Genomic DNA, 25,618 nt, shown 5'->3' on the forward strand with positions numbered 1-25,618 from the left:
GCAACTATTTTAATCATTATAGCAAACTTCAAATTCCTATGTCGATATGTTGGGGACAGAAACGAGAATTATTAAAATCTGTTTTTATAACTTGCTATACTTGCGCAAAATAAGTATATAGGTTATATATGTTTTTTAAGAAACTATAAAAAATACAAAAGAGGAATTTATATGTATATACCGTGGGTGAGATAGATGAAAAAACAAACACATGTAAGTATTCTTATAAGCATTACATTGCTATCTATAGTAATTCATTACGTGGCAATGCCTTTTCTATATGAATACTCATTTCCCTTTCAAATATTAATTGGAATGAGTACTTTATTCATTGATATTATCGCTTGTAGTTATATACTTTATTTTTCAAATATGAAAGAAGGGTTACCTCGTTTATTTTGGACGATATTATGCGTTGGAACTCTCTCTTATTTCATCGGGGATATCGTCGTTGCCTATCAACGTTTAATTTTAAAGGACTACTATACATTCGTTGATCCGTCCGACTTTTTTTATTTACTTTTTTTAATTAGCTTTGCATTCGCCTTTCTATATGAAATCATTTATAACCGAGATTTATTAGAAAAGCTTTTTATGATATGTGATATTTGTATTATTGTTACAGCACAATTCACTTTAAGTTACTACTTACTTATTGAAAGAACCATTCACATTTCTTCAACATCCTATATCGACATATTTGTTCAACTTACTTATCCAATGACCGATTTACTCTTTTTCCTCATAGGAATTAATCTGTTATTCAAGCCTTTATCTTTATTATCCAAAAAGGTTGGCGCACTTCTTGGCAGTGCTTTACTTTTATATGCTACTACAGATGCGATTTATGCTTATATCAAATACTTCATACCCGAGTATTCTATGTTTACAGTTACTCCTCTTTATCAAGTAACTTTAGTACTAGTAGCAATCGCATGTATTATCCATACAAAAGAACCTGAAAAACAAGAACAAGTGCTATTAACACCTAAATTTGGGGAAGCGATCAGATTATCATTACCTTATATTTCTGTCGTAATGCTTATTGTTTTCATATTAGTCGAATATGTTTTCGCGCCTATTGTAGTAATTGGGCTTATGATAACTTTCTCCTTCGTTCTCATACGCCATAGTTTAGTTCGAAAACAAAATAAAATATTATTATTAGCCCAAATGCAATTCAACTCAGAACTCGAAAAACAAATTGAACTGCGTACAGAAGATTTAGTAGAACAAAAAAATGAACTGTATCATAACCAACAAATGTTTAAATCTTTATACGAGCATCATCCAGATCCAATCTTCACATTAGATTTATACGGTAATTTTCTTAACGTGAATAACGCTGGTACGACTTTACTCGGTTATCAAACGAATGAATTATTAAATCAGCCTTACTATTCACTTACGTATGAAGAAGATTTGGAAGAAATCATTAATGCCTTTCATCGCGTAAAAAAGGGGAAATCTATTTCTTTAGAAATACGGGCATATCATAAAAATAGAGATATTTACTACTTGCATGTGACAGCTGTTCCTATCTTTTTAAAGGATCATATTTCCGGAGTTTATTTAATGATTAAAGATATTACGGAAAGCAAACAACAACAAGAACAAATTAATTTTCTAGCATATCATGATACACTAACAGAGCTTGCAAATCGACGTGCATTTCATCAATATGTAGAACAAGCAATTGCGCGATCCAAAATATCAAAAATGCCTTTTGCTGTTATGTTTCTTGACCTAGATCGCTTTAAAGTTATTAACGATACCCTCGGTCATAGGGTAGGAGACCTTCTATTAATTGCAGTAGCAAAAAGACTCGAAAGTATAGCGACACCAAATATGAAGCTTGCCCGATTAGCTGGAGATGAGTTCACAATCCTTATCGAAAATTATAAAAAGAGGCCAGACGTAAAAAAAATAGCTGATACAATTGTAGCAGCCATGAACGAACCATTCGAAATTGAAAATCAACATTTACAAATCTCACCGAGCATCGGGATTGCAATATATCCTGAAGCAGGTGAAGATCCGTTATCCATTTTACAACATGCTGATATGGCCATGTACGAAGCAAAAAATAAAGGAAAAAATGGTAGCTCTCTGTACACGAAAGAATTGTATAAAAAAACGGAACGAAAAGCCCGAATTGAAAAAGATTTACCACTCGCTTTAGTAAACGAAGAATTTTATCTCGTCTATCAACCACAAATTGATATTACGACGAAAAAGATTATTGGTGCTGAAGCATTACTACGCTGGAAACACCCACTCCTTGGTGACATTCCGCCATGTGAGTTCATTCCAATTGTAGAGGAGACTCCTCAAGTCATTCCACTTGGTCATTGGGTATTAAATGAATCTTGTCGTCAGCTAAAAATATGGCATACTTTTGGCTACAAAGATTTAAAAATAAGTGTTAACTTATCAGCTAAAGAGTTCCAGCAAAATAATTTAATCGAGAACATTTTACAAATAATAACAGACGTTAAAGTCGATCCAAAAGATGTAACACTTGAATTAACAGAACGAATTGCAATGATCGATGAAAAGGAAACGTTATCCAAGCTAAAACAATTAAAGGAATATGGTATTCAAACGTCCATTGATGACTTCGGCACCGGCTATTCTTCTCTCGCTTATTTATCTATTTTCCCTATCGATACATTAAAAGTACCGAGAGAATTTACACAACTAGCTGATCATCGACCTGAAGAGAGAGCCATCGTGTCCACTATCCTTTCCCTTGCAAATACGTTAAACCTATCTGTCGTTGCTGAAGGAATTGAAACAGAAAAACAACTTAAGTTTCTACAAAAGAACAACTGTAAATATATGCAAGGTTACTATTTCAGTAAACCACTTACTAGTCATCAATTTATAAAATTTCTACAAAAAACACCTAGTATGAACCAATAACTCATACTAGGTGTTTTTATCATGCCATTTGCGGACTACAAAGCTATTCATCGACGCAGAGTGTCCGACTCACTTTATAATGTCGGAATGTTTTTCTCGTAATATTCCTCTGCAATCTCTTCATAAAAAGCTGCTGACGTCGTATAAAAATATGGAATTAGCCATAAGAATCCAATCCCGAGTGTAATACAACTTAATATAAACCAACCAATAAAACTCAAACATAAAATGAAATACTCCATCTTATGTCCATCCATCATACGACGGCTTTCTGTAATCGCTTGATTTATAGAATACTCCGGGTGATCATTTATAATAAAGTACGTCATCGCATAAGAAAATGATTTAATAATGCCTGGGATAATGAACAGTAACGTCCATAAGAAAAGATAAAAATTTACTAATAAATATAATAAAAATGACTTTAAAAATCTCTTTCCCTCTGAAAACCAAATGAACACATTACCGATACTAGCTTGCTTTTCACGAAGGATATTTAAAGCAAGATAATATCCACCTAAAGTTAAAGGCCCAGTAACAAAAAATGTAAGGATATTTATTGAAATTGAATTTTTCGTTTCTTTCCAATCAAAAATTGAAGAAAATCCCCACTCAATACTAAAACTAAAAATCATGATTAGAATTGAAATAAGTAATGTCGCCCCGACAGCTAATCCCCATTTCCCTTCTAATGAATCTAATGCTTCTCCTTTTAAATCACCAATCATACGTAACCTCCTATACACAATAACTCTATTAGTATAGCATGTTCCTACTACAATTCATCTTTTGAAATATAGCGGTAAAAATGCGCTGTTGTTGTACTCACGTACGGACTAAGCCATAGAAAACCTATCCCAAGTGTAAAAATCGCTAAAATAGCCCACCCTATAAAGCTTAGCCATAAAAGAAATAGATCTAATTTATGCCCCTTCATCAGATTCTTACTTTCTTTCATTGCTTGCGAAACACTGTATTCCGGTTTTTCAACCATCACATAATATGTCATCGAATATGAAAAATACAAAATAGCCATTACAATAAACGAAATAGCTAATAAAATAAAGAAAACAATTATAAATGATGGATTTGCATTCTCATCAAGAAAACCTAATAGCCCAAATACAATCGTTCCTAACATCGGAACCCATGTACCTGTATATAACAAAATTGCAAGCATAGCCCACATTGTTTTCATCATTCTTTTAAAGCCACGAAATCCTTCAAATAAATAATCCACTCTAGCATCTTCTCGTTTGCTTATTTGTAGAAACAAATTCGTATGACCATATGTGGTAATGCCATAAGCCGCATAACTTAAAATTATCATAAGGCAGTAAAAAACCCCAAACGTAATAGCAGCTCCAATTGCCATTGTTTCTTCTTCAATTGAACCAGTTAAAATAGATGCTAAAATAAATATTATAACTCCTGGAATTAATACTATAAGCATTACAGCCATTGAAACGACGTAACTTACAATATGATATAAAATCGTTGATCCAACACCTAGTCCCCATTTTCCTTTTAAAGAGTGCAATGCTTCTCGCTTCATTTCACCGATCATTTATTCATCCCCTTTATAAATTGTTGTACATTCTCTACTTATACGAGCACCAATATAATTATACCATTTTTGTAAAATTATCCATTAACTACATAAAAAAAATCCGTAAAGGCTTTGCCTTTACGGATTTTTTTATTTCATATCGGAAACGTTTAAACGGTTCACAGCGCGTTGTAATGCCATTTCTGCACGTTTAAAGTCAACATGTGCTTGTTTATCTTGCAGACGTTGCTCAGCACGACGCTTCGCTTCATTTGCACGATGGATATCGATATGGTTTGCTTCTTCAGCAGATGATGATAATACAGTTACTTTATCTGGACGAACTTCGATAAAGCCACCACTTACCGCTACATAATCAGTGTGTCCACCATTTTTCAGACGAACTGCACTAATTTTTAATGGTGCAACAGTTGGAATGTGACCTGGTAAAATCCCCATTTCCCCACTCTCTGCTTTTACACTTACCATTTCTACTTCTTTTTCGTAAACCGGTCCATCAGGAGTTACAATACTGACTGGAAATGTCTTCATACTTCGTCCCTCCTAAGGCCTTACGCCATCATTTTCTTCGCGTTTTCAATAACTTCTTCAATGCCACCAACTAAGCGGAATGCATCTTCTGGAAGGTCATCATATTTTCCTTCTAGAATTTCTTTGAAACCACGAACTGTGTCTTTTACAGGTACGTAAGAACCTTTTTGACCTGTAAACTGCTCCGCTACGTGGAAGTTTTGAGATAAGAAGAATTGAATACGACGAGCACGATGTACAACTAACTTATCTTCTTCAGATAACTCATCCATACCTAAGATAGCAATGATATCTTGAAGCTCTTTGTAACGTTGTAAAGTTTGCTGTACTTGACGAGCCACTTCATAATGCTCTTCTCCTACGATTTCTGGAGAAAGTGCACGAGATGTAGATGCTAATGGATCTACGGCTGGGTAAATACCCATTTGTGTTAAACGACGCTCTAAGTTTGTTGTTGCATCTAAGTGAGCGAACGTTGTAGCTGGTGCTGGGTCAGTATAGTCATCGGCTGGTACATATACCGCTTGGATAGACGTGATAGACCCTTTATTTGTAGATGTAATACGCTCTTGTAATTGACCCATTTCTGTTGCAAGTGTTGGTTGGTAACCTACCGCAGATGGCATACGGCCAAGAAGGGCAGATACTTCAGAACCTGCTTGCGTGAAACGGAAGATATTATCGATGAACAGAAGTACGTCTTGTCCTTGCTCATCACGGAAATATTCAGCCATTGTTAAGCCTGTTAATGCAACACGTTGACGTGCTCCAGGTGGCTCGTTCATTTGTCCGAATACCATCGCAGTTTTCTTAATTACGCCAGAATCGCTCATTTCGTGGTATAAGTCATTACCCTCACGAGTACGCTCACCTACACCAGCGAATACAGAGATACCACCGTGCTCTTGTGCGATGTTGTTGATTAACTCCTGAATTAATACTGTTTTACCTACACCGGCACCACCGAATAGACCGATCTTACCACCCTTAATGTAAGGAGCAAGTAAGTCTACTACTTTAATACCAGTTTCAAGAATTTCTACTTTAGTAGATAATTCTTCGAATGCAGGTGCTTGACGGTGAATTGGATCACGGCGTACATCCGAAGGAACCTCACCATCTAAGTCAATAGCATCACCTAATACGTTAAATACGCGACCAAGTGTTGCATCACCAACTGGTACAGAGATTGCTTTACCAGTATCTTCTACTTCTGTGCCACGAACAAGTCCATCTGTGGAAGACATCGCAACTGTACGAACTGTATCATCACCTAAATGAAGTGCAACTTCAAATGTTAAGTTAAGTTCACCGTTTTCGTTGCTCTGTTTTACCGTAAGGGCGTTGTAGATTTCTGGTAGCTTTCCGCCATCAAACTTAACGTCTACAACCGGACCCATGATTTGCGTAACGCGCCCTTTATTCATCGGGTTCCCTCCTAGCTTTCTTTTAATTAGCTAACTTTCTACGAGCAGCTAGCTTTTCATTTTTTATTAGTTTATAGCTTACGCGACTCTTTTGACAGAGCCGCCTACGCTTTTTATTGAATCTAGCTCCAGCGGTTAGAATGTTCGGTGGCTTCGCTTTTTCCTGCGAGGCACAAATCGCCTCTACGTCAAAAGCTCCATCCCCCTCTCATTCTGAACGAACCGCCTACGCTTTTTATTACTATTCTAACGCTGCTGCTCCACCAACGATTTCCGTAATTTCTTGCGTAATCGCTGCCTGACGCGCACGGTTGAATGAAAGTGTAAGTGAATCGATAACTTCCATTGCGTTGTCTGTAGCACTCTTCATTGCTGTCATACGCGCTGCGTGCTCACTTGCTTTACCGTCTAGTAATGCACCGTACACTAAGCTTTCTGCGTATTGTGGCAATAGTACTTTTAAAATTTCTTCTTCAGAAGGTTCGAATTCATAAGCTGTCGTCGGTTTATCAGACGCCACATCAGTAAGCGGTAAAATTTTATTTTCCGTTACTTCTTGTGAAATTTTACTTACGTAATGGTTGTAGTAAATATACAGCTCATCATAAGCACCATCTGCGAACATCGCAATTGCTCGAGAAGCAAGGTCTTTAATATCAGTAAATGATGGGTGGTCAGATAATCCAACTACTTCATCAATGATGTTAAAGCCGCGACGTTTTAAATAATCACGTCCTAGTCGTCCAAGCACAATAATTGAATATTGGTTTGAATCCATATTATGACGTTCACGAATTACGTTACTTACTGTACGTAATACGTTACTGTTATAACCACCTGCTAGTCCGCGATCAGATGTAATAACGATGTATCCTGTACGCTTTACAGGACGCGCATTTAGCATTGGATGATTAATTCCTTTACTTCCTTGCGCAATGCTCGCTACTACTTCTTGAATCTTTTCCATATACGGAACGAAAGATTTAGCATTTTGCTCTGCACGGTTTAACTTAGATGCAGATACCATCTCCATCGCTTTCGTAATTTGACTCGTTTTCTTTGTCGAGTTAATCTTCGCTTTTATATCGCGTAAAGATGCCACAGGTTTTCACCACCTTTTTTCCGGAAGTTGGCACGATTAGTAAGAATCCTCTTCCTAATCTACGTTGCAAGATATTCTTGCTCATGATTGAAGGAAAAGAATAGGTGCACCTACTCTTTTCCTTTACATAACCGTCAGCAATCTCAGAAATTGAGATGCCTTTATATATTATCTAGCTCCAGCGGCTTCCGCTTTTATTAATCTAGTTCCGCCTCTTAGCCGATGGGGCTAAACAGTCGGCTTCACTTTTTATTATTCAGAAGCTACGAATACTTTTTTAAATCCGTTAATTGCTGCTGCAAATTTGTCGTCATCCGCAAGTTTCTTAGTTGTGCGGATTTCTTCTAATAAGTCAGTCGCATTAGAATCTAACCAAGCATGGAATTCTTCTTCGAAACGAGTGATATCTACTACTGGGATATCATCTAGGAATCCACGTGTTAAAGCGTAAAGAATGATAACTTGTTTCTCTACACGTAACGGTTTGTGTAATCCTTGTTTTAATACCTCAACAGTACGAGCACCACGGTTTAGTTTCGCTTGAGTTGCTTTATCTAGGTCAGAACCGAACTGAGCGAACGCTTCTAACTCACGGTAAGATGCAAGGTCAAGACGAAGTGTACCTGATACTTTACTCATTGCTTTAATCTGAGCAGATCCACCTACACGAGATACAGAAGTACCCGCATCGATTGCTGGACGTACGCCAGAGAAGAATAGGTCAGATTGTAAGAAGATTTGTCCATCCGTAATTGAGATTACGTTTGTTGGGATGTAAGCTGATACGTCCCCTGCTTGTGTTTCGATGAAAGGTAGTGCAGTTAAAGAACCGCCGCCTTTTGCATCACTTAATTTTGCTGCACGCTCTAATAAGCGAGAATGTAAGTAGAATACATCCCCTGGGTAAGCTTCACGACCTGGAGGACGACGTAATAGTAATGACAGCTCACGGTAAGCTGCTGCTTGTTTTGATAAGTCATCATATACTACTAATACGTGTTTACCATTGTACATGAACTCTTCACCCATTGTTACACCAGCGTAAGGAGCTAGGTATAATAATGGAGCTGGTTGAGAAGCAGATGCAGTTACAACGATTGTGTACTCTAATGCACCATGCTTACGTAGTGTTTCTACTACGTTACGTACAGTTGATTCTTTTTGTCCAATTGCTACGTAGATACAAATCATATCTTCATCTTTTTGGTTAATGATTGTATCTAGTGCAACTGCTGTTTTACCTGTTTGACGGTCACCGATGATTAACTCACGTTGACCACGGCCAATTGGTACAAGAGCGTCGATCGCTTTAATACCTGTTTGAAGTGGCTCATGAACAGATTTACGATCCATTACACCTGGTGCTGGACTTTCGATTGGACGAGTGTTTGTTGTATTGATTGGGCCTAAACCATCAACTGGTTGACCTAATGGGTTTACAACACGACCAATTAGTTCTTTTCCTACTGGTACTTGCATGATACGACCAGTACGACGAACTTCGTCACCTTCACGGATTTCTGTGTAAGGTCCTAAAATGATAATACCTACGTTGTTTTCCTCTAAATTTTGTGCTAGTCCCATAACGCCGTTAGAGAACTCTACAAGTTCACCAGCCATAACGTTATCAAGACCATGAGCACGCGCGATACCGTCACCAACTTGGATAACTGTACCAACATCACTAACTTCGATTTCAGACTGATAGTTCTCGATTTGTTGCTTTATCAGTGCGCTAATTTCTTCAGCTCTGATGCTCATGTGCTTCACCCCTATCTATTCTTCATTAATTCACGCTGAATACGTGCTAATTTTCCTTGTAAACTTCCATCATAAATGCGATTTCCAATACGTACTTTAATGCCGCCTAGTAAATCTTCATCTACAACATTTTTTACGCGAATTGCATCTTTTCCTGTTCTCTTTGCAAATGCTTCTGCAATGTTAAGCTTCTCTTCTTCCGATAGAAGACGAGTAGAATATACAGTTGCGTCCGCTACGTTACGTTCTTCATTAGCAAGAACAACATATTCATCTGCAATTTCAGGTAAGATATCAATGCGCTTGTTATCAATTAAAATATATAACGTATTTAAAATAGATTCAGAAACAGACCCGAATACGTTTGCAAGAAACGTTTTCTTTTGTTCCTTTGAAATGTTCGGTTGCGTTAAAAAGCTATGTAGTTCTCCGTTCTTTACATAAACGTTTTGTACAAGGCGTAATTCCTCTTCAAACATTTCTAATACGTGTTTTTCTTTAGCAATTTTAAAAAGAGCGACAGCATAACGTTTTGCTACAATCCCATTGCTCATCGCGCTTCTCCTACTTCTTTAATATAATCGCGAATTAACTTCACTTGATCTTCTTCTTTTAATTCTTTTTCAATTACTTTAGAAGCAATTTGAACAGATAAAGAAGCAACTTGTTCTTGTAAAGCAGCAATCGCTTGCTCTTTTTCGCGTTGAATTTCTTGTACAGCAGATGCTTTAATTGATTCTGCTTCTTCTTTCGCAGCAGCAACAATAGCATCTTTTTGATCTACAGCTTGTTTTTTCGCTCTTTCGATTAACTCTTGTGCTTCAACACGTGATTGTTTTAACATTTCACGTTGTTCTTCTACTAACTTCTTCGCTTCAGCGTTACTTCTTTCTGCAGCGTCGATTTCATTAGTAACATGCTCTTCACGTTCTTTCATAATCCCCATTAAAGGACCCCACGCGAATTTGCGTAGCATTACTAATAGAAGTAAGAAAATGAACAATGTATAAGCAATCGTTCCAAATGGAATGGCAGCCCCTAATAATAAAGTTGGCACAAGGATTCACTCCCTTCAAAATATCTAAATTGATCATATGAAAAAAAAAGACATACGTTTCGTTCATAAAGCAATGGCGAAGAAAGTTCGGAAAAACACTCTTCGCCATCTATGTAAGGGGAGTCTCCCTTATTTGTTCATTACGATGAATGCAATAACTACACCGATGATTGGAAGTGCCTCAACTAAAGCAACCCCGATGAACATAATTGTTTGAAGTGCGCCTTTTAATTCTGGTTGACGAGCAACACCTTCGATTGTACGTGATACGATAAGACCGTTACCAATACCTGCACCTAATGCTGATAAACCAATTGCAATTGCAGCTGCGATTACACCTAAACTCATTTAATTTGTCCTCCTTTGTATTATAAAAAAATAAATTTTTTCTTACTTAAATTATATTAATGGTCATGACTTACTTTATGAGCCATATAAACCATCGTTAACATAACGAAAATAAATGCTTGGATTGATCCAACGAATACACTGAATCCCATCCATGCTAACATCGGCACAAGTGCACCTAATGCTCCAAGGAATGATGCTCCGCCCAGCTTAGCAAGTAATCCTAATAAGATCTCACCTGCATAAATGTTACCAAATAAACGAAGACCTAACGTTAATGTGTTAGCAAACTCCTCAATAACCTTTAATGGGAATAAGAATTTCATAGGTTGGAAATAACCTTTTACGTATTCTTTCGTACCCTTCATCTTAATTCCATAATAATGGGTGAGGGTAACTACCATCACGGCTAATGTTAATGTAACTGCTGGATCAGACGTTGGTGATCTCCACCATGCAATATGTTCGCCAGCTTCAGTTGCTGAATACATGAATGGTAAACCAAGGAAGTTCGATACGATGATAAACATGATAAGCGTAACGCCAAGCGTTAAGAAACGTCCACCTGTTTTCCAGTCCATCGTACTATTGATAATCCCTTTCACGAAGTCAAACACCCATTCCATGAAGTTTTGCATTCCTGTTGGGCGAAGAGCTAAGCTGCGAGTTCCGATAACAGCGATTAAGAAAACAATAACTGCTGCTACAGTAACCATCATAACTGATGACAAATCGAACGTTAAACCTAGAAATTTAACTAATTTACCGTGTTCCACTAGTAATTCACCTCTCTTCCCTGCTCTTATACTCTAAATAAAGAAAATCTATGATCATGACAAGGTATCCTGTCAGCAATCCTACACCTAAGCCCCACATCGCAATTAACTCTTGATATTTGGCTGCAAATAAAATTAATAACCCAATCGTGGCGAATCTTGAATATGTACTTACCGCTGTCGCTTTAAACTTCACGTTTTCTCCATTTGTCACGCGATCCAACAGCTTGTCTGTCCTACGTGCAATGATGCGCAAACTAAGAAAACTGAAAATCGTCCCGATAATCAGTCCAAGAAATACATCCTTGTAAGAGGTGAATCCCCATCCTAGCACTAGAAGCGCAAGCAAGTAGTACATATATTTCTTTTGTCTTTGGACAAGTCCATGTACGTCTATCATCATTGCTCTCCCGAATAGTAATGTCGAATGAGTCGAATCATTGCGTATACCCCTGTTCCTAATCCGAGTAATAACCCTATAATAAGAAACAATGGAAACGTTCCAACCTTATTATCAATCCACTGCCCACCAAAGATCCCAACAAGAATAGAACCGACTAACTGAGCAAGAATACCTGACATTAAAGCATAAGCTTTTATATGGCTGCGATCGTTTTTTTGCAAGGATTCATCCCTCCAATATGTAACCCTCATTCACGATGTGTTAATAATAACTCATTTTTTTGCATAAATCCTATACAAAATAAAAAGTTTACATTTTCGTCACGGAATAGATGTATTTTTGTCACTGAAAGCCCTACCATCTATCCCCGTTGTTAGCATACAATAGGGTATTAACAGTGTCAACGAGAAATCGTAAAAAATCAAAAAATTTGAGTATTAGTCATTTCCTCCCAAAAATGAAAACGTTCCCCTTCTAAATACTGGTTAGAGATATGAAATTTCTAACAGTTTTCTCTTTATAATAGAAGGAAATGTTCACAAGTTTGTCACTATTATATTTTTACGATATAACGCTTTCCTTCCATAATATAGTGCTCTTTAGACGTAAGACTTCTATATTATATGTGATGTGTATGCAACTTATGTTGTATATACTATGTATATTTATCCTCTCCCCTCCCCTACTTGCTTACATCAAAAAAAGACGAGCTGAGGAATCCCCCTGCTCGTCAGTTGTCTTACTTCGTTCCGAATAAACGGTCACCAGCATCACCAAGACCTGGTACTACATATCCGTGGTCATTTAATTTCTCATCTAATGCTGCTACATAAATATCAACATCAGGATGTTCTTCTTGTACTACTTTTACTCCTTCTGGAGCTGCAACGATACACATTAATTTAATTTGTTTTGCGCCGCGCTTTTTCAGAGAGTTAATTGCTTCAGCTGCAGAACCACCTGTTGCTAGCATCGGATCTAGTACGATAAAGTCACGCTCTTCTACATCCGTTGGAAGTTTCACATAGTATTCTACCGGTTGCAATGTTTTAGGGTCGCGGTATAAGCCAACGTGTCCTACTTTTGCTGCTGGAATTAATTTCAGAATTCCATCAACCATTCCTAAACCTGCACGTAAAATCGGAATTAAACCAAGTTTTTTACCAGCGATCACTTTTGTTGTCGCTTTGCTTACAGGAGTCTCAATTTCAATGTCTTTAAGTGGAAGGTCGCGAGTAATTTCAAAAGCCATTAAGCTTGCTACTTCGTCCACTAATTCACGAAAATCTTTCGTACCTGTATTCTTGTCGCGAATATATGTAATCTTATGTTGAATTAACGGGTGATCAAATACATACAGTTTTCCCATGTGAATCTCTCCTTTAGATGATATTCATGCGTTTGCACGCTTTTTTACACTATTTACGATTGTAAAGAAAACGCTACTAATATTCAAGGGCAAATTTGGAAAAGTCATGATTTCCGATGAATCTATCTAGTATCTTTACCAATTATGGGAGCTGTATCCTTCATTATATCGCCAAAATTTATTCATCATTTGTATACATACTTAAAGAACAATATATGTCCACAAAAAAAACTGCCAAAACAATTATGTCTCAGCAGTCTTCTTCAATCTATTATAGATTTGGATACATTGGGAATTTGCTCGTTAACGCTTCTACACGCTTACGTGCTTCTTCTAATGCAGCTTCATTGTCATGATTTTTTAATGTGTAAGCAATAAGTGACGCAATTTCATCCATTTCTTCTAAACCGAAACCACGAGATGTTACAGCTGCTGTACCGATACGTACACCACTTGTTACAAATGGGCTTGCTGTTTCAAATGGAATTGTATTTTTGTTCACTGTAATACCAACTTCGTCTAATACGTGCTCTGCTACTTTACCTGTGATTTCTAGGTTACGAACATCAATTAGGATTAAGTGATTGTCTGTTCCACCAGAAACAAGTGTAAGTCCTTCTTTTTGAAGACCTTCAGCTAAGCGGTTCGCATTGTTAATGATATTTTGTGCATATGTTTTGAAATCATCTTGAAGTGCCTCACCAAACGCAACAGCTTTTGCAGCGATTACGTGCATAAGTGGACCACCTTGAATACCAGGGAAGATTGATTTATCAATTTGTTTTGCAAATTGCTCTTCACATAAAATCATACCACCACGTGGACCACGTAATGTTTTATGTGTTGTTGTTGTAACGAAATGTGCATGTGGCACTGGATTTGGATGTAAACCAGCCGCTACTAAACCAGCGATATGTGCCATATCAACCATTAAGTATGCGCCCACTTCATCTGCAATCTCACGGAATCGTTTGAAATCGATAACACGAGGGTATGCACTTGCACCTGCAACGATTAATTTTGGTTTATGTTCTTTCGCTTTTGCTAATACATCATCGTAATTAATACGGTGAGATTCAGCATCCACGCCATATTCTACGAAATTATATTGTACTCCACTGAAGTTAACAGGGCTTCCGTGTGTTAAGTGACCACCATGAGATAAATTCATACCAAGTACTGTATCGCCTTGCTCTAAAATCGTGAAGTATACTGCCATGTTCGCTTGTGCACCAGAATGCGGTTGAACATTTACGTGCTCTGCGCCGAAAATTTCTTTTACGCGATCACGTGCGATATCTTCTACTACGTCTACATGTTCACAACCACCATAGTAACGTTTCCCAGGATATCCTTCAGCATACTTATTCGTTAAAACAGAACCTTGCGCCTCCATTACTGCTTCACTTACGAAGTTTTCCGAAGCAATTAACTCAATCTTCGAACGCTGTCTTCCTAGTTCTGCCTCAATTGCAGCAAATACCTTTTCATCTTGACGTTTTAAATGATCCACCAAAATCCCCCTTTTCTGAACGAATTACATCGATTCCCAACAGTTTTTTCTTATTTATTCAGAAAAAACGAAAATTCAGGTTGTAATTCTTTCGAACCTTCATGTTTTCAACTACATTCTAACATGACTTTCTATATCATAAAAGAAAAAAAAGACCGAAAATTGGTCTTTTCTTTCTTCTATAATAAAGTCAGACAACATACCTTATTCATAACTTTAACGGCAAGTGATAGTCTCTTCCTTCGCCGCATAAACAGCACGTGCTCCACCAATTAGCTTTCCACGTGTTGTTGCCATCGTTACATGTGCACTTCCAATTTCCTTCACACTAGTACGAACCGGAACAGCTACGTGCTTTAAATGCATACCGATAAATGTATCACCAATATCCATTCCCGCATCTGCTTTAATAAACTCAATTACTACCGGATCTTTCAAATTGTGATAAGCATATGTTGCTAATGCACCACCTGCTGATCTAACAGGCGTAACTGTTACAATTTCAAATTGATATTTCATCGCCAACTCTTTCTCAACTACTAAAGCACGGTTTAAATGCTCACAACATTGAAACGCCAACTCAATACCTGTTTGTTCTTGAAATTGTTTTAACTCAGAAAAAATCGCCTCTGCTACTTCCATCGTTCCTGATGTCCCAATTCTTTCTCCTAGCACTTCGCTCGTACTACACCCCACTACAAAAATTTGACCACTTTGTAATGAAGCTTGTTCTTGGAAATCAGAAAGCGAAATTTGTAGCTGTTCTCTTACCTTTACGATTTCTGTCATTACGCCTCTTCCTTTCACAGGTTGGTTCACCAAATTATATTTCCTACTGCTTCTAGTTAGAATCTATTACTTTGCTTCGTATGTTTTAATTTTTCCTACGCGGTTTTCGTGACGGCCGCCTTCAAATTCAGTTGTTAACCAAATTTTTGCGATGTCGCGTGCTAGACCAGCACCAATTACACGCTCGCCCATTGCTAACATGTTTGTATCGTTATGCTCTCTCGTTGCTCTCGCACTGAAAGTATCATGAACTAACGCACAACGAATACCATTTACTTTGTTTGCAGCAATTGACATACCGATGCCTGTCCCACAAACTAAGATACCACGATCTACTTCGCCATTTGCTACCATTTCCGCTGCTGGAAACGCAAAATCAGGGTAATCAACAGAACCAGCTTCACATTCACAACCTAAATCAATATATTCAATATTTAACTCTTCTAATAAACTTACAAGTTCTTTACGGATATTCATACCGCCGTGATCAGATGCTACTACTACTTTCATTTTTACCCCTCCAAAGTTTCAATCCATTATCTTCATTCTCACTTAATCCTTTAATGGGACGAAGTGATCTCCAATATCGTATTATACACGAAACATCAACCTTCTGAATGTTTTTTCAGTAAAGTTTGTACAAGTTTTTCCATCTCTTCTAATGTTTCTTTATAAATAGAGAGAGATCCGCCGAACGGATCTGAAATATCCTTACTCATCCCCTCAGTTACTCCATATAATGTATCTACTTTCCCTTCAACACTCGGATAATGCCCAAGGATAAGTTCCTTATGGTTTTCCGTCATTGTTACTACAATATCTGCCCAATCAATTAAGGCTTCGTTTACCTGCTGCGAAGCATGATCGATTGCAATTCCCTTTTCAGCTAAAGCTTCCTTTGCATGTACCGACGCATCACTTCCAGGATAGGCGAAAACACCAGCAGATTGCACTTCAAACTTACCTTCTCCATAATGGCGCAGTAACGCCTCAGCCATCGGACTACGGCATGTATTTCCAGTGCAAACAAATAATACTCGTTTCATCTAAACCCACCCCTTTTCTCTATTTCCTTCCTTTTATCATAGCGTACATTACAATAGAACAAAAGAAATGTGAATATACGAAAGGCGCATTTCTCTTATATTTTTTCTAAGAAAAATGCGCCTTATCCACATATATGTGAAACCCTATTTCCAAGTGCCCAAAGTATTTTACCATATATAAGGAACAGACTACAAAACAAAATAAGGAATCCATTTCATACGAAACGGATTCCTTTCATGTGATAATTATTTCATTGTAACTTTCATTACTTCTGTTGAACCTTTTGTAGCAGTTACACCTACAGTTGTCTTAATAGACTCAGCTGCATCTGTGTTTGTAATAACGATTGGAGTAATTGTGCTTTTCGCTTTTTCACGAATTAATTCTAAGTCGAATGAGATTAATTTATCTCCAGCTTTTACAGCTTGTCCTTCAGAAACGTGAGCTTCAAAACCTTCGCCTTCCATTTTTACAGTTTCTAATCCAACGTGGATTAAAATTTCTATACCGTTTTTCGCTTTAATTCCAATTGCATGTTTCGTGTGGAATAATTGTACGATTTCGCCATCAACTGGAGATACAACTACACCTTCAGTAGGATCGATTGCAACACCGTCACCCATCATACGACCAGCGAATACTGGATCTGGTACTTCTTCAATATTTTTCACCGCTCCAGTTAATGGAGCTACAATTGTTTCTTCATTTGTTTTTGAACCAAGACCGAATAATTTTTTAAACATAGGATAGTCCTCCTTATAATTTACCTAAAAGTTTATAGGGCAATCTCTATTAAAGATCAGAATAAACGTAAGACTTCATACTTCGAATATTATACTGTAAAAACGCTTTCGAAATAAATTACGTCATTACTACTAGACTCTTATTGTAGCGTCTCACAAAATTCCAGTCAATTCTGATTGTCTGAATAACAATAAGAAGTTAACTTCTACTTATATTTTCTCTTTTTTTACCTAACTTGTCTAGAGGTCTTTACTACATTTTATTTTTTGTTGTTAATTTGTAAAATTTTTTTCAAACTTTTTTCGAAATCCACTTGACTAAAGTAAGTAACTATTTTATTATTACTTACGTAAGGTAAGTTAATAACTTTTAGGAGGTTTTCAAAAATGATGGATTTCGGTCTTCTTATTATTCGTCTTATTATAGGTATTACATTCATGGGTCATGGTGCTCAAAAATTATTTGGTTGGTTCGGCGGTTACGGTTTAAAAGGAACAGGTGGCTGGATGGAATCAATCGGTTTACGCCCTGGTGTATTTATGGCATTTATGGCTGGTGCAACTGAACTATTAGGTGGTTTCTTATTCGCATCAGGTATTTTCACTGCAATCGGTTCATTATTTATTGTTGGAACAATGTTAATGGCGATCTTCACTGTTCATGGAAAAAACGGTTACTGGGTAACTCAAAATGGATATGAATATAACTTAATGTTAATCGCTGTTGCTATCGGTGTAGCTTTAATCGGTCCTGGCGCATACGTTTTACTATAATTTTTATCTTGAATCCGAGATTATTTAGGTGGAACTTACTTCATTGTGGTTGAAGTAAGTTCTTTTTATGTAATAAAAATATTATTTTCAGCAGGAGTTTTCCACTAACATCTTGTAAACAAACAATAAGTCGTCATATTTAGAAAGGGGATTTCAATCATGTTATCCATTAATCCAAATGAACAATCGGAAAAAGAGAATTACAAATTACTTACAGGAAGTATTATTCCACGCCCTGTCGCATTCGTTACTTCTGTAACAAAAGACGGCGTATTAAATGGAGCACCATATAGTTATTTCAATATTGTTGCTGCTAATCCGCCACTTATCTCAGTTTCTGTACAACGAAAAGCTGGAGAAAGAAAAGACACTTCTCGAAACGCAATTGAAAAAGGAGAATTTGTTGTACATATCTCTGATGAATCATATGTAGCGGCAATTAACGAAACAGCAGCAAATCTCCCTCCAAATGAAAGTGAAATTGAATTAGCAAAATTAACACCAATTGAAAGTGATGTCATCTCCGTTCCAGGTGTAAAAGAAGCAAATATTCGAATGGAATGCGTACTAGAACGCGCAATTCCCCTTGGCGGAACAGAAGACTCACCAGCTTGCGATTTACTAATCGGACGCGTCGTTCGCTTCCACGTCGCAGAACACCTATACGAAAAAGGACGCATTCATGCCGAAGGACTAAAACCAGTAAGCCGCCTAGCAGGACACAACTACGCAAAACTAGGAGAACAATTTGAATTAGTGAGGCCAATCTAAAAGCGGAAGCGGCTCGTTCAGAATGGGAGGAGGATGGAGCTTCTGACGTAGAGGCGCCTTTTGCCTCGCAGGAAGACGCGAAGCCACCGACCATTCTAGCCGCTGGAGCTGGATAACAACTAACAGCGAAAACAGCTCGTTCAGAATAGAAGTAACAATAATATAAAAGGGTGTACCAAATTAATTTGGTACACCCTTTTCATAGAAGAAGAAAAATAATTTTTCATTATTGGTCATCGACCTCTTTTCCCATTATTGGTCATCGGTAAAAAGTAACAGTGTGATTGGTTATTGGATGATTGGTTGTCCTTTGGCCATCACAAATCTCATTTTTACAAAAGTGGTCTTCTTCTATGCCTTGAAGCGGAGTCTCACCACTTCAAGGTTTAAAAGTATTTTTCACCATCAAAGTCTAGTTCAATGGCGTAGTTTTTCGCATTAATTAAGTTAGATAACCTATTAGCTTGTCTCTCTAACTCTAAACCTTTTACACGATATACTTCAGGATCAAACATGGCTACTTTTACAAGCGACGATGTTTCACCGTACGAATATACATGTTCTTCTTTCTTACTCACGCCAAACTCTTTACACTTTCGAGCTTTTGCACGTAACTGCGTTGCAAGTTCTATCGCTTCAACAATCGTTATATTCTCTCCGTTGAAATTCACTTCATTTCGGATATTTGCTTCATACATTAATTTATCTAAAAGACGAAAATCAGCGCGAACTTCATCTAGCTCCTGTTCAACTTGTACCAATGTACGCGTCTGTTTTGGAAGTGTATCACCTTTTTCAATTTCAACAAATCCAATTTGGTTCATCTCTTCTTCTAATTCATGTATCCTTTTCGATAATACACTTTTTAATTTTACAGCTTCTGCCAAAGAAATGTTAGACATAGTATCCCCCTTATATCTCTTCTTTCTGCTCCTCTAAAGTAGGTACTTTCTCTTTTTTCGGTTTCCCAAGCTTAATGACTAAGAAATATAGGGAAAGCAATGTAATAAGAAAAACAATTATAAATGGATACGGAGAATAAAAGGCACGCGCTGCCTCCGTTTTCCCTGCAACAAACTTCAATGACTCAATATCTAAAAACTCAGCAAACATTTGTACACCGAGCATACTAAACCAAAAAACAAAAAAACTAATAATAATACCAAAAACTTGCTTCAATCTCGTCATCCATCTCATCCTTTCTATATGTTTAATTTTTTAGCGCAATCAGTATAGTACAAACAAAACTATGCACAGAAAGGAACTATCTTACCATTCGCGAATTAATTTAATCCAACCTAAAATTGAAATTTGTAAAATAATACCCCAAATAACAAGTAGTCGTAACCATCTCGGAAAAAAAGTTACAAATCGAATATACCATTCCAATAATTTGTTCATAACGCCCTCCCCCTTAAAATTATATAGGAAAAAGGAGATATAATCCAAATCCAACCAAAATGATACCACCTACTATCTCACCATATGTACCGAGCATACCTTTCGCATGCCTACCAATGAATAAACCAGTCCACGCTAATAACATACTAATAAATCCAAAGAGTAATATCGTAATAACTGTCTGTGCTCCGTAAATACCAAGACTAAGCCCTACTGAAAAACTATCTATACTAACACCAAATGCAAATACGAATAAACTAATTCCAATAGGGGCTGTTCTAGTCTCTTCATTCTCTAAAATAGAGGAATACACAATATAAAATCCTAGTCCTATTAATAAAATAGCACCTGCAAAATGTGCAATGTCTCCATACTGCTCTGATAAAAAACGACCTAATACCATCCCAATAAATGGCATGATAATATGAAATATCCCTATCGTCACACCGATATACAGGATCTGTCTTATCTTTAAGGCCATCATTCCCATACCAAGACTCACCGAAAATGCATCCATCCCTAAGGCGAATGCCATAATTATTAAAGGTATTAGCTGTTCAAACGTCATTCATGTCCCTCCTCGGACGTGCTACTTCACAATATGCTTATCCGAGGAGAAATATTCTGTTTGCTAATCGTACCTTATCATTCAGTAATAATTTGATGTCCTGCCGCTTTTGTTAAACGATTCATAATGGCATTCCCTATTCCTTCATTCGGGAATGATTCACTAAAAATAACATCCACTTCACTTGCATCAAATGTTCTAAGTACATCATATAATTTAGTCGCAACGCTAGCTAAATCACTTCGAACACCACAAGATAATACAACATCCGCGCTATATACATGCTGATACTCTTCTGTCGTTAATACACCGACTTTGAATCCTTCTTCCTTTTTCTTATCCACAATAAGCTGAATAAATTCACGTGAACCTTCAACAATACTTAGCGGCGCTTTCGGTGCATAATGTGTATATTTCATTCCAGGTGATTTAGGTTTTTCCTTCTCATCCTTTAGAGCCGGATCTAAAGAAACCGTGCCAATCACCGCTTCCAATTGTTCTTTCGTAATTCCACCTGGGCGTAATATCGTTGGAACAGCGCTCGTACAATCAATTACAGTCGATTCAACACCGACCCCTGTTGCACCACCATCTACAATACCTGCGATTTTCTCATTTAAATCTTCATATACGTGAGATGCTAACGTCGGACTTGGACGACCTGAACGATTTGCACTAGGTGCTGCAACAGGTACATTTGCCTCTTCAATAAGAGCAAGAGCTACCGGATGATCAGGCATTCTTACTCCAACCGTATTAAGTCCTGCCGTTACCTTCTCTGAAATCCCTTCTTTTCTAGGTAAAATAATTGTTAAAGGGCCCGGCCAAAAATGCTCCATTAACTGTTCTGCAACTGGCGGAATTTCCTTCACAATACCATCTAACTGCGATTTTGTACCGATGTGGACAATAAGTGGATTATCACTCGGTCTTCCTTTCGCTTCAAAAATTTTCGCAATCGCTTCATCATTCATCGCGTTTGCACCTAGTCCATATACCGTTTCTGTAGGGAAGGCAATCGCCTCATTTTCCCTTAATAATTTTGCTGCTTCTTGTAACTGTGGATAATATTTTTTTCTTTCCACAACATTATCCACAACCCACATATTTGTATGCATTTTTTCCCACGTCCTTTTCTACCCTGAAATACTTGTCTATTTTTAGTTTACTATGAGATTTATCCAAAAGACAAACAAGGTTTATCCACAAAATGTGGATAAACCTAATTAATCCGTGGATAACTTTGTGAATAGCTGACAATTTAGTATTATTGCATTTGGCTCTTTTATATTTTTACAAAAGTGTTCTAACTGTCGAATTCCCTCTGGTACGTTCTCTTTCTCTATCGTAACAAAGTCAAAAAACTGAAAGATCGTTATAGATTGTGGATGATTTGTTAGTAAGTACAATTGTCGAATATTTTTTTCTTTCATATACTGCAAAAACATTTCAAAAAAATATAAGAAAGTCTGTTTATCCACATTAGGTGTGAATAAACAAGAACGAATAAGTGCGTTTTCTTCACTTTGTTCATATCCAATGACTGCCCGTATTTCTTCCGCCTCTTCCAAAATCATAAACTGTGCGTACAACTCATTTATTTTATCATCTTTTTTATTAGCTTGTCCGAAAAAAGAATGCAATCTTTCCACATCTGCCCTTGTCGCAAAATATACCTTCTTCATAATAAATCCCTCCTCTTTTTTATATATGAGAAGGGATTTACGAATAGTACTATTTAGAGAATAAAGATGTAAAAGCTTCTACAATAAATAACTTAACTTCCGGCTTTTCTTCTTCCTCTTCTACTTTTACATACTCATTTCGCTTTTCTTGTTTTTGTTCCACAGGTTTCTCCACTTTTTCCACAGTTTTTGTTTCCTCTTTACTTGCAGGTTGTTCTTCTACTTTCGTTTCATTTTTTACTACTTTTTTTTCAGAAGCTGTTACTTTTTTTGCGACTTCCTGCTTTACAACTTTCTTTTCTTTCACCTCATCCCCTTTTTTCTCTTCTGCATTTACTACTTCTTCATCATCTATTTGTTTCACTTGCTCCTCTTCAGGAGATTCAGCCTTCACAACATGTTCTTCTTTCCTTACAGCTGTACCACTTGAAAAATCTAAGAAACACATTGGTGGAAATAGTACACACCACCAGTTTGCCCCTTCACCTTCCCCAATTGTAATTAAGACTGCTTCATATTCCCCTGCCGGATAAATAAAATTCCCATATACCTTTGTAGGAAACTTCACATTTTTACTGAATTTCACTTGAAATGAATCTTTACTTCCTTCTTTTTTCAACGTATTTGCTACTGTTTTTTCGATTTCTGGAATATGACTTTGAATGACCTTGCGTGCCTCTTCAAATGAAGTTAAATCAGCTACCCATCCATCAATTTGTGCTTTTACTTCATCACGCACTTTGCGCTTTAACGCCTGGTCTTTATCTGAATCACTATTTGCTAAAATCCGTAATCGAACGGCCTCTTTCGGAATAACTGAAGGCCCTTTCGCATCAGCTTTCATATATCCAAACTGCACAAGTAACTGTGCACCAATTAATAATAGAAGAAGATAAGCAATAACTTGTTTTTTCATTTCCTCCACCGTCCCTTCTACAAACAGTGTGGACAGACTTTCATCTTTCTAAACTATTAAATTCAAAATCTATATGAATTTTTCCACAAAAAAAATAGAGTAAGGTGTAAACCTTACTCCATCTCCGCAAATACCATACGATCTTTTCCATTAATATCAAAAACAACCTCAACATGAGCATGTGGAAATGCTTGTTGTAACAGCCCTTTCACGTCCTCACCTTGCCCTACTCCAATTTCAAATGCGACAATTGCTTTCTTCTGCAACACATTCGGCAACTCTTCCATAAAGCGGCGATAGAAATCTAATCCGTCTTCACCACCAACAAGCGCTCTCTTTGGCTCATGCTCTTTCACCACTGGAGAAAGACCACGCCAATCTTCTTCCGGTATATATGGAGGATTTGAAACAACAACATCTAACTTTTGACCCGTTTCATAAAATGGTGATAATAAATCACCATGATAGAACGTTACTTCTGCGCCCAAAGTTTTCGCATTTTCTTTTGCAACTTCAATCGACTCCTGCGCAATATCTACCGTATACACATGAAGATTTTTATTTTCTAAAGCAAGTGTAATCGAAATTGCTCCGCTACCTGTACCAATATCTGCTACATGTATTTTCTCATCACCAAAATGACGCTCGATTCTTTCTAACACTCCTACTATAAGCTCTTCTGTTTCTGGTCTTGGTATTAATACTTCTTCATTCACAAAGAACGATCTTCCATAAAACATTTCATGACCAATCATATATTGAATAGGAATACCTTCTACATGCTTGTGGATAAACTCTGTAAAACTTTTTTCTTGTTCCGCAGTTATTTCTTCACGCATGTTCATCAATAATCCTGTTCTATTCGTCTTTAATACATGACAAAGGACAATTTCTCCCGCATTTTCATCTCGTCCATTCTCCTGTAAAAAAGAAGAAGCCCATTTCAGGGCTTCATAGACACGCATTACTCAGCTGCCTCCATCCTTTGAGCCTGATCTTCCATTACTAAGGCATTGATGAAATCATCTAACTTACCTTGTAAGATTTGATCTAACTTTTGAATCGTTAAACCGATTCGATGGTCTGTAACACGGTTTTGCGGGAAGTTATACGTACGAATACGCTCTGAACGATCACCCGTACCAACAGCTTGTTTACGGTTTTGATCATACTCAGCTTGTGCTTCTTGTCTAAACTTATCATAAACACGTGCGCGTAATACTTTCATCGCTTTTTCTTTATTCTTAATTTGTGATTTCTCATCCTGACATGATACAACTACACCAGTCGGTAAATGCGTTAAACGTACCGCTGACATCGTTGTATTAACGCTCTGTCCACCAGGTCCACTAGAAGCGAATGTATCAACACGAACATCTTTCTCATGAATATCAATTTCTACTTCTTCTGCCTCTGGTAATACAGCTACAGTTGCTGTAGATGTATGGATACGTCCACCAGATTCCGTTTCAGGAACACGTTGTACACGGTGAGCGCCATTCTCGAATTTCAGCTTCGCGAAAGCACCTTTACCGTTAATCATAAAGATAATCTCTTTATATCCACCTAACTCTGTATAGCTAGCCTCGATAATCTCCGTTTTCCAACCTTGCACCTCAGCATAACGGCTATACATACGATATAAGTCACCAGCAAATAAAGCGGCCTCGTCGCCACCAGCAGCTCCACGAACCTCAACGATAACGTTCTTATCATCGTTAGGGTCTTTTGGTACAAGTAAAATTTTCAGACGCTCTGATAATGTTTTTTCTTGTGATTCTAACTCAGAAACCTCTTCTTTTACCATTTCACGCATTTCTGCGTCTAACTTATCTTCTAACATTGCTTTCGCATCTTTTAATTGCTCACGAACATCCTTATACTCACGATACACCTCTACCGTTTCCTGTATATCAGACTGTTCCTTTGAATATTCACGAAGCTTATTTGAATCACTAATAATTGCTGGGTCGCTTAGCAATTCATTTAACTTCTCATAACGATTTTCTACAGCTTGCAAACGATCTAACACATCATTCACCTCTACATCCTAGTATCTAATACAAATAGTATATGGTACTTACTCAAAAAAACGCAAATTATATTTAAAAGCGTAAGCGGCTTGCTCAGAATCGCAGGCCA

General features: G+C 37.2%; 31 protein-coding genes. 3 read left to right on the forward strand and 28 right to left on the reverse strand.

Annotation, left to right across the window (positions count from 1 at the left end; genetic code table 11):
- Window positions 1–195 precede the first annotated feature (195 nt).
- Window positions 196–2,925: a putative bifunctional diguanylate cyclase/phosphodiesterase gene (locus ACTFR9_RS17770; protein ID WP_000744988.1), complete on the forward strand. Its 2,730-nt coding sequence runs from the start codon at window positions 196–198 to the stop codon at window positions 2,923–2,925.
- A gap of 74 nt (window positions 2,926–2,999) precedes the next feature.
- Here ACTFR9_RS17770 and ACTFR9_RS17775 read toward each other — a convergent pair whose 3' ends face one another.
- The 19 genes from ACTFR9_RS17775 to ACTFR9_RS17865 all read right to left on the reverse strand — a co-directional run bounded on the left by ACTFR9_RS17775 (window position 3,000) and on the right by ACTFR9_RS17865 (window position 17,361).
- A complete protein-coding gene (locus ACTFR9_RS17775; protein ID WP_076868024.1) occupies window positions 3,000–3,653 on the reverse strand; it encodes a DUF975 family protein in 654 nt (217 codons plus the stop codon).
- Window positions 3,654–3,700: 47 nt separating this feature from the next.
- A complete protein-coding gene (locus ACTFR9_RS17780; protein ID WP_000578799.1) occupies window positions 3,701–4,492 on the reverse strand; it encodes a DUF975 family protein in 792 nt (263 codons plus the stop codon).
- A 132-nt stretch (window positions 4,493–4,624) separates the two neighbouring features.
- Window positions 4,625–5,026, reverse strand: a complete 402-nt coding sequence (atpC, locus tag ACTFR9_RS17785) for a F0F1 ATP synthase subunit epsilon (RefSeq protein ID WP_000847211.1) — start codon at window positions 5,024–5,026, stop codon at window positions 4,625–4,627.
- Between the two features lie 20 nt (window positions 5,027–5,046).
- Entirely contained in the window at window positions 5,047–6,453 is a 1,407-nt protein-coding gene (gene atpD, locus ACTFR9_RS17790; protein ID WP_001032592.1) for a F0F1 ATP synthase subunit beta, read from the reverse strand.
- Window positions 6,454–6,694: 241 nt separating this feature from the next.
- Window positions 6,695–7,555: a F0F1 ATP synthase subunit gamma gene (gene atpG, locus ACTFR9_RS17795; protein WP_000157696.1), complete on the reverse strand. Its 861-nt coding sequence runs from the start codon at window positions 7,553–7,555 to the stop codon at window positions 6,695–6,697.
- Window positions 7,556–7,807: 252 nt separating this feature from the next.
- Entirely contained in the window at window positions 7,808–9,316 is a 1,509-nt protein-coding gene (gene atpA / locus ACTFR9_RS17800) for a F0F1 ATP synthase subunit alpha (protein ID WP_000027518.1), read from the reverse strand.
- An 11-nt stretch (window positions 9,317–9,327) separates the two neighbouring features.
- Entirely contained in the window at window positions 9,328–9,870 is a 543-nt protein-coding gene (atpH, locus tag ACTFR9_RS17805; RefSeq protein ID WP_000064683.1) for a F0F1 ATP synthase subunit delta, read from the reverse strand.
- Window positions 9,867–10,373, reverse strand: coding sequence for a F0F1 ATP synthase subunit B (gene atpF / locus ACTFR9_RS17810; RefSeq protein WP_001142617.1), 507 nt, complete (start codon window positions 10,371–10,373; stop codon window positions 9,867–9,869). The genes atpH and atpF overlap by 4 nt, the downstream gene beginning before the upstream one ends.
- A 129-nt stretch (window positions 10,374–10,502) precedes the next feature.
- Window positions 10,503–10,721 (reverse strand): F0F1 ATP synthase subunit C, encoded by a 219-nt coding sequence (atpE, locus tag ACTFR9_RS17815; protein WP_000052064.1) that lies wholly within the window; start codon window positions 10,719–10,721, stop codon window positions 10,503–10,505.
- Between the two features lie 56 nt (window positions 10,722–10,777).
- Complete coding sequence (atpB, locus tag ACTFR9_RS17820) at window positions 10,778–11,497, reverse strand: F0F1 ATP synthase subunit A (protein WP_000399879.1); 720 nt, start codon at window positions 11,495–11,497, stop codon at window positions 10,778–10,780.
- Between the two features lie 7 nt (window positions 11,498–11,504).
- On the reverse strand, window positions 11,505–11,897 hold the full coding sequence (locus ACTFR9_RS17825) for an ATP synthase subunit I (protein ID WP_000567600.1): 393 nt from the start codon (window positions 11,895–11,897) through the stop codon (window positions 11,505–11,507).
- Window positions 11,897–12,121 carry an AtpZ/AtpI family protein gene (locus ACTFR9_RS17830; RefSeq protein ID WP_001171223.1) on the reverse strand — a complete coding sequence of 75 codons (225 nt, stop codon included), beginning with the start codon at window positions 12,119–12,121 and terminating at the stop codon, window positions 11,897–11,899. The genes ACTFR9_RS17825 and ACTFR9_RS17830 overlap by 1 nt, the downstream gene beginning before the upstream one ends.
- A 26-nt stretch (window positions 12,122–12,147) precedes the next feature.
- Window positions 12,148–12,261: a DUF4024 domain-containing protein gene (locus ACTFR9_RS17835; protein WP_000232961.1), complete on the reverse strand. Its 114-nt coding sequence runs from the start codon at window positions 12,259–12,261 to the stop codon at window positions 12,148–12,150.
- Window positions 12,262–12,639: 378 nt separating this feature from the next.
- Window positions 12,640–13,269 carry a uracil phosphoribosyltransferase gene (gene upp, locus ACTFR9_RS17840; RefSeq protein ID WP_000517539.1) on the reverse strand — a complete coding sequence of 210 codons (630 nt, stop codon included), beginning with the start codon at window positions 13,267–13,269 and terminating at the stop codon, window positions 12,640–12,642.
- A gap of 271 nt (window positions 13,270–13,540) precedes the next feature.
- Window positions 13,541–14,782, reverse strand: coding sequence for a serine hydroxymethyltransferase (gene glyA, locus ACTFR9_RS17845; RefSeq protein WP_048557345.1), 1,242 nt, complete (start codon window positions 14,780–14,782; stop codon window positions 13,541–13,543).
- A 216-nt stretch (window positions 14,783–14,998) separates the two neighbouring features.
- Window positions 14,999–15,571 carry a TIGR01440 family protein gene (locus ACTFR9_RS17850; RefSeq protein WP_000136362.1) on the reverse strand — a complete coding sequence of 191 codons (573 nt, stop codon included), beginning with the start codon at window positions 15,569–15,571 and terminating at the stop codon, window positions 14,999–15,001.
- 66 nt (window positions 15,572–15,637) lie between these two features.
- A complete protein-coding gene (rpiB, locus tag ACTFR9_RS17855) occupies window positions 15,638–16,081 on the reverse strand; it encodes a ribose 5-phosphate isomerase B (RefSeq protein ID WP_000869919.1) in 444 nt (147 codons plus the stop codon).
- Window positions 16,082–16,176: 95 nt separating this feature from the next.
- Window positions 16,177–16,617, reverse strand: coding sequence for a low molecular weight protein arginine phosphatase (locus ACTFR9_RS17860; protein ID WP_000832385.1), 441 nt, complete (start codon window positions 16,615–16,617; stop codon window positions 16,177–16,179).
- A 246-nt stretch (window positions 16,618–16,863) separates the two neighbouring features.
- Window positions 16,864–17,361, reverse strand: coding sequence for a PTS sugar transporter subunit IIA (locus ACTFR9_RS17865; protein ID WP_440049006.1), 498 nt, complete (start codon window positions 17,359–17,361; stop codon window positions 16,864–16,866).
- A 387-nt stretch (window positions 17,362–17,748) separates the two neighbouring features.
- Here ACTFR9_RS17865 and ACTFR9_RS17870 point away from each other — a divergent pair, with 387 nt between their 5' ends.
- Window positions 17,749–18,135, forward strand: coding sequence for a DoxX family protein (locus ACTFR9_RS17870; RefSeq protein WP_000968618.1), 387 nt, complete (start codon window positions 17,749–17,751; stop codon window positions 18,133–18,135).
- Window positions 18,136–18,294: 159 nt separating this feature from the next.
- Window positions 18,295–18,906 (forward strand): flavin reductase family protein, encoded by a 612-nt coding sequence (locus ACTFR9_RS17875; protein WP_000949039.1) that lies wholly within the window; start codon window positions 18,295–18,297, stop codon window positions 18,904–18,906.
- 386 nt (window positions 18,907–19,292) lie between these two features.
- Here the strand turns inward: ACTFR9_RS17875 and ACTFR9_RS17880 are convergent, their stop codons facing one another.
- From ACTFR9_RS17880 to prfA, 9 genes are all read right to left on the reverse strand, one after another.
- Window positions 19,293–19,808: a hypothetical protein gene (locus ACTFR9_RS17880; protein WP_000065590.1), complete on the reverse strand. Its 516-nt coding sequence runs from the start codon at window positions 19,806–19,808 to the stop codon at window positions 19,293–19,295.
- A gap of 10 nt (window positions 19,809–19,818) precedes the next feature.
- Window positions 19,819–20,094 carry a DUF3935 domain-containing protein gene (locus ACTFR9_RS17885; RefSeq protein WP_000197468.1) on the reverse strand — a complete coding sequence of 92 codons (276 nt, stop codon included), beginning with the start codon at window positions 20,092–20,094 and terminating at the stop codon, window positions 19,819–19,821.
- 81 nt (window positions 20,095–20,175) lie between these two features.
- Window positions 20,176–20,307, reverse strand: coding sequence for a hypothetical protein (locus ACTFR9_RS17890; RefSeq protein WP_001037628.1), 132 nt, complete (start codon window positions 20,305–20,307; stop codon window positions 20,176–20,178).
- Window positions 20,308–20,326: 19 nt separating this feature from the next.
- Window positions 20,327–20,875, reverse strand: a complete 549-nt coding sequence (locus ACTFR9_RS17895) for a manganese efflux pump MntP (RefSeq protein WP_000142468.1) — start codon at window positions 20,873–20,875, stop codon at window positions 20,327–20,329.
- 77 nt (window positions 20,876–20,952) lie between these two features.
- On the reverse strand, window positions 20,953–21,993 hold the full coding sequence (locus tag ACTFR9_RS17900) for an L-threonylcarbamoyladenylate synthase (protein WP_000557347.1): 1,041 nt from the start codon (window positions 21,991–21,993) through the stop codon (window positions 20,953–20,955).
- Between the two features lie 108 nt (window positions 21,994–22,101).
- Complete coding sequence (locus ACTFR9_RS17905) at window positions 22,102–22,560, reverse strand: mechanosensitive ion channel protein (protein ID WP_229136599.1); 459 nt, start codon at window positions 22,558–22,560, stop codon at window positions 22,102–22,104.
- Between the two features lie 49 nt (window positions 22,561–22,609).
- Window positions 22,610–23,476, reverse strand: coding sequence for a stage II sporulation protein R (spoIIR, locus tag ACTFR9_RS17910; protein WP_002163457.1), 867 nt, complete (start codon window positions 23,474–23,476; stop codon window positions 22,610–22,612).
- A 113-nt stretch (window positions 23,477–23,589) separates the two neighbouring features.
- On the reverse strand, window positions 23,590–24,441 hold the full coding sequence (gene prmC, locus ACTFR9_RS17915; protein WP_001267033.1) for a peptide chain release factor N(5)-glutamine methyltransferase: 852 nt from the start codon (window positions 24,439–24,441) through the stop codon (window positions 23,590–23,592).
- Complete coding sequence (gene prfA, locus ACTFR9_RS17920; RefSeq protein WP_000887065.1) at window positions 24,441–25,508, reverse strand: peptide chain release factor 1; 1,068 nt, start codon at window positions 25,506–25,508, stop codon at window positions 24,441–24,443. Before prfA ends, prmC begins: the two co-directional genes overlap by 1 nt.
- Between the last annotated feature and the right edge of the window lie 110 nt (window positions 25,509–25,618).

Source organism: Bacillus cereus group sp. MYBK222-1, assembly GCF_051916425.1.
Lineage (GTDB): Bacteria > Bacillota > Bacilli > Bacillales > Bacillaceae_G > Bacillus_A > Bacillus_A paranthracis.